Origin of the sequence: Cryobacterium sp. MP_3.1, assembly GCF_035984795.1 — a bacterium.
GTDB lineage: Bacteria > Actinomycetota > Actinomycetes > Actinomycetales > Microbacteriaceae > Cryobacterium > Cryobacterium zongtaii.
Genome location: NZ_JAXCHV010000057.1, coordinates 1 through 5,587 on the forward strand (window position 1 = coordinate 1; position 5,587 = coordinate 5,587).

The 5,587-nt window shown below is 53.3% G+C and carries 3 rRNA genes; all 3 read right to left on the reverse strand.

Annotation, left to right across the window (positions count from 1 at the left end):
* A 5S ribosomal RNA gene (rrf, locus tag RCH12_RS18275) occupies positions 1-105 on the reverse strand; the annotation flags it as partial.
* A 124-nt stretch (positions 106-229) separates the two neighbouring features.
* Positions 230-3,357, reverse strand: a 23S ribosomal RNA gene (locus RCH12_RS18280).
* A gap of 467 nt (positions 3,358-3,824) precedes the next feature.
* A 16S ribosomal RNA gene (locus tag RCH12_RS18285) occupies positions 3,825-5,347 on the reverse strand.
* Positions 5,348-5,587: the final 240 nt, after the last annotated feature.

The following is a 5,587-nucleotide window of genomic DNA, read 5'->3' on the forward strand; positions in this document are numbered from 1 at the left end:
CCTACTCTCCCACAGGGTCCCCCCTGCAGTACCATCGGCGCAAAGAGTCTTAGCTTCCGGGTTCGGAATGTGACCGGGCGTTTCCCTCTTGCTATAGCCGCCGAAACACCTGGTGATGGTGAATCGAATCTATATTTTTTAGTTATAGAGCCCTCCGTGGAGGGCGTTTGTTCTCGACCGTACATCGAGAACCACATAGTGGACGCATAGCAGCTTATTCAAACTGAGTGTTATCAAATTATCGGCTTATTAGTACCGGTCAGCTCCAAGAGTCTTTAGTCCTCTCTTCCACATCCGGCCTATCAACGCAGTAGTCTAGCTGCGAGCCTCTCCCCCTAAGGGATGGAAATCTCATCTCGAAGCCGGCTTCCCGCTTAGATGCTTTCAGCGGTTATCCGTTCCGAACGTAGCTAATCAGCGGTGCTCCTGGCGGAACAACTGACACACCAGAGGTTCGTCCATCCCGGTCCTCTCGTACTAGGGATAGATCTTCTCAAATTTCCTGCGCGCGCAGCGGATAGGGACCGAACTGTCTCACGACGTTCTAAACCCAGCTCGCGTACCGCTTTAATGGGCGAACAGCCCAACCCTTGGGACCTACTCCAGCCCCAGGATGCGACGAGCCGACATCGAGGTGCCAAACCATGCCGTCGATATGGACTCTTGGGCAAGATCAGCCTGTTATCCCCGAGGTACCTTTTATCCGTTGAGCGACAGCGCTTCCACAAGCCACTGCCGGATCACTAGTCCCGACTTTCGTCCCTGCTCGACTTGTCAGTCTTACAGTCAAGCTCCCTTGTGCACTTACACTCGACACCTGATTGCCAACCAGGTTGAGGGAACCTTTGGGCGCCTCCGTTACTTTTTAGGAGGCAACCGCCCCAGTTAAACTACCCACCAGGCACTGTCCCTGAACCGGATCACGGTTCGAAGTTAGGTATCCAATATGACCAGAGTGGTATTTCAACGATGACTCCACCTGAACTAGCGTCCAAGCTTCAAAGTCTCCCACCTATCCTACACAAGCCACACCGAACACCAATACCAAGCTGTAGTAAAGGTCACGGGGTCTTTCCGTCCTGCTGCGCGTAACGAGCATCTTTACTCGTAATGCAATTTCGCCGAGTTCGCGGTTGAGACAGCTGGGAAGTCGTTACGCCATTCGTGCAGGTCGGAACTTACCCGACAAGGAATTTCGCTACCTTAGGATGGTTATAGTTACCACCGCCGTTTACTGGGGCTTAAATTCTCAGCTTCGCCTTGCGGCTAACCGTTCCTCTTAACCTTCCAGCACCGGGCAGGCGTCAGTCCGTATACATCGTCTTGCGACTTGGCACGGACCTGTGTTTTTAGTAAACAGTCGCTTCCCACTGGTCTCTGCGGCCTTCGAACGCTCCAGGAGTAAATCCCTTCACGCCTCAGGCCCCCCTTCTCCCGAAGTTACGGGGGCATTTTGCCGAGTTCCTTAACCACGATTCTCTCGATCTCCTTAGTATTCTCTACCTGATCACCTGAGTCGGTTTGGGGTACGGGTGACTAAAACCTCGCGTCGATGCTTTTCTTGGCAGCATAGGATCACTGATTTCACCCTTACGGGCTACCCATCGGGTCTCAGGCTTAATGAACGACGGATTTGCCTATCGTTCGCCCTACATCCTTAGACCGGGACAACCATCGCCCGGCTCAGCTACCTTCCTGCGTCACACCTGTTAATACGCTAACCGCACCAGCATAGGGTCGCACGCTAGGCCTCACGCTTCACCCCGAAGGGATCCATCTAGAGGATTCAGATGCTTAGCATTACTGGATTAGCTTGGACGGTTTTTCATCAGTACGGGAATATAAACCCGTTGTCCATCGACTACGCCTGTCGGCCTCGCCTTAGGTCCCGACTTACCCAGGGCGGATTAGCCTGGCCCTGGAAACCTTGATCTTTCGGAGGACGGGTTTCTCACCCGTCTTTCGCTACTCATGCCTGCATTCTCACTCGTGTAGCCTCCACGGCTGGTTTACACCGCCGCTTCGCTGGCCACACGACGCTCTCCTACCCATCAACACGGCTGAACCAACACCACAAGGGTGCGGCTTACCAAAAATATCAATGCCACAACTTCGGTGGCGTGCTTGAGCCCCGTTACATTGTCGGCGCGGAATCACTTGACCAGTGAGCTATTACGCACTCTTTCAAGGGTGGCTGCTTCTAAGCCAACCTCCTGGTTGTCTATGCAACTCCACATCCTTTCCCACTTAGCACGCGCTTTGGGACCTTAGATGGTGGTCTGGGTTGTTTCCCTCTCGACGATGAAGCTTATCCCCCACCGTCTCACTGCTGCGCTCTCACTTACCGGCATTCGGAGTTTGGCTAACGTCAGTAACCTTTTAGGGCCCATCGGCTATCCAGTAGCTCTACCTCCGGCAAGAAACACGCAACGCTGCACCTAAATGCATTTCGGAGAGAACCAGCTATCACGAAGTTTGATTGGCCTTTCACCCCTATCCACAGCTCATCCCCTCCATTTTCAACTGAAGTGGGTTCGGTCCTCCACGACGTCTTACCGTCGCTTCAACCTGGCCATGGATAGATCACTTCGCTTCGGGTCTAGGACATGCGACTGAATCGCCCTATTCAGACTCGCTTTCGCTACGCATTCCCCTCTCGGGTTAAGCTCGCCACATATCACTAACTCGCAGGCTCATTCTTCAAAAGGCACGCTGTCACACCAACAAAGGGTGCTCCAACGGTTTGTAAGCAAACGGTTTCAGGTACTATTTCACTCCCCTCCCGGGGTACTTTTCACCTTTCCCTCACGGTACTTGTTCACTATCGGTCATGTAGGAGTATTTAGGCTTATCAGGTGGTCCTGACAGATTCACACGGGATTTCTCGGGCCCCGTGCTACTTGGGATACTCTTCGCGCCATTGGAACATTTCGACTACGGGGTTCGCACCCTCTATGACCAGGCTTTCAATCCTGTTCGTCTATATTCCTTTGTAACGCTCACTGTTCGGCAGAATCAGCAGAAAAGTCCCGCAACCCCGACCATGCAACGCCTGCCGGCTATCACACATGATCGGTTTAGCCTCTTCCGGGTTCGCTCGCCACTACTAACGGAATCACTATTGTTTTCTCTTCCTGTGGGTACTGAGATGTTTCACTTCCCCACGTTCCCTCTACCCGCCCTATATATTCAGGCGGGAGTCACCAGGTCACCTTGCGGGCCTGGCGGGGTTTCCCCATTCGGACATCCTCGGATCACAGTTCGTTTATCAACTCCCCGAGGCTTATCGCAGATTACTACGTCCTTCTTCGGCTCTACATGCCAAGGCATTCACCGTTTGCTCTTGAAAATTTGAAATCACATGAGTTTGAATCGATTAAGTGCCGCGAATAAATTCGCGACCGAAATTGACCAATGATCACACACTTCGAAAAGTGTGTTGATCTTTGTAATTTGACCCCGCAGGGTTCAAATTTAAGATGCTCGCGTCCACTGTGTAGTTCTCAAAGTACGGGCGGTACCCCTCACGACCAGCGGCTCCATCACTGAAGCTCGACTGCTGACCGAAAAAGGTCCAGAGGAAAAGTCCACTCACCACTCGAAAGCGATTCGTGTTCCGGTCCCTCAGGACCCAACAGCGTGCATATGCAAACCCGCCTGACCCAACCCTTTCCATTCACTAAAAGTGAAGTACTGAGATCGAACCAATTGGCTCTGCATCAATGTCAATGTTCCACCCATGAGCGCCATCGAAGAACATTCGTCTTCGTATGACTTGGCAGTGTTACTCCGCTGTATACAGACGGCACTGCTGTGCTCCTTAGAAAGGAGGTGATCCAGCCGCACCTTCCGGTACGGCTACCTTGTTACGACTTAGTCCTAATCACCGATCCCACCTTCGACAGCTCCATCCCTTGCGGGTTTGGCCACTGGCTTCGGGTGTTACCGACTTTCATGACTTGACGGGCGGTGTGTACAAGGCCCGGGAACGTATTCACCGCAGCGTTGCTGATCTGCGATTACTAGCGACTCCGACTTCATGAGGTCGAGTTGCAGACCTCAATCCGAACTGAGACCGGCTTTTTGGGATTCGCTCCACCTTGCGGTATTGCAGCCCTTTGTACCGGCCATTGTAGCATGCGTGAAGCCCAAGACATAAGGGGCATGATGATTTGACGTCATCCCCACCTTCCTCCGAGTTGACCCCGGCAGTATCCCATGAGTTCCCACCATTACGTGCTGGCAACATAGGACGAGGGTTGCGCTCGTTGCGGGACTTAACCCAACATCTCACGACACGAGCTGACGACAACCATGCACCACCTGTATAGAGACCTTGCGGGGCGACTGTTTCCAGCCGTTTCCTCTATATGTCAAGCCTTGGTAAGGTTCTTCGCGTTGCATCGAATTAATCCGCATGCTCCGCCGCTTGTGCGGGCCCCCGTCAATTCCTTTGAGTTTTAGCCTTGCGGCCGTACTCCCCAGGCGGGGAACTTAATGCGTTAGCTGCGACACGGAGACCGTGGAATGGTCCCCACATCTAGTTCCCAACGTTTACGGCATGGACTACCAGGGTATCTAATCCTGTTCGCTCCCCATGCTTTCGCTCCTCAGCGTCAGTTACGGCCCAGAGATCTGCCTTCGCCATTGGTGTTCCTCCTGATATCTGCGCATTCCACCGCTACACCAGGAATTCCAATCTCCCCTACCGCACTCTAGTCTGCCCGTACCCACTGCAGGCCCGAGGTTGAGCCTCGGGTTTTCACAGCAGACGCGACAAACCGCCTACGAGCTCTTTACGCCCAATAATTCCGGACAACGCTTGCACCCTACGTATTACCGCGGCTGCTGGCACGTAGTTAGCCGGTGCTTTTTCTGCAGGTACCGTCACTTTCGCTTCTTCCCTACTAAAAGAGGTTTACAACCCGAAGGCCGTCGTCCCTCACGCGGCGTTGCTGCATCAGGCTTGCGCCCATTGTGCAATATTCCCCACTGCTGCCTCCCGTAGGAGTCTGGGCCGTGTCTCAGTCCCAGTGTGGCCGGTCACCCTCTCAGGCCGGCTACCCGTCGTCGCCTTGGTGAGCCATTACCTCACCAACTAGCTGATAGGCCGCGAGTCCATCCTTGACCGAAATTCTTTCCAACTCCTAGCCATGCGGCTGAAGTTCGTATCCGGTATTAGACACCGTTTCCAGTGCTTATCCCAGAGTCAAGGGCAGGTTACTCACGTGTTACTCACCCGTTCGCCACTGATCAGAAGGAGCAAGCTCCTCCGTCACCGTTCGACTTGCATGTGTTAAGCACGCCGCCAGCGTTCGTCCTGAGCCAGGATCAAACTCTCCGTAAATGTTTAATAGCCTCACCGAGCAAGCTCAGTGGGCACATCTAGTGCCGAAAGCCACCGGAATAGGCGAACAATCAGCAAGTTTGAAACTGACAGAACAAATCATTACTGACTTGCTTTGTTGTTTAAATGTTTTCCAAAGGAATCTCTTTCGCGGTATCCCCTAGAAAGGGACCCTACGACCGAGGTTTTTGGCATTTGACATTGTGCACGCTGTTGAGTTCTCAAGGATCGGACGCACCC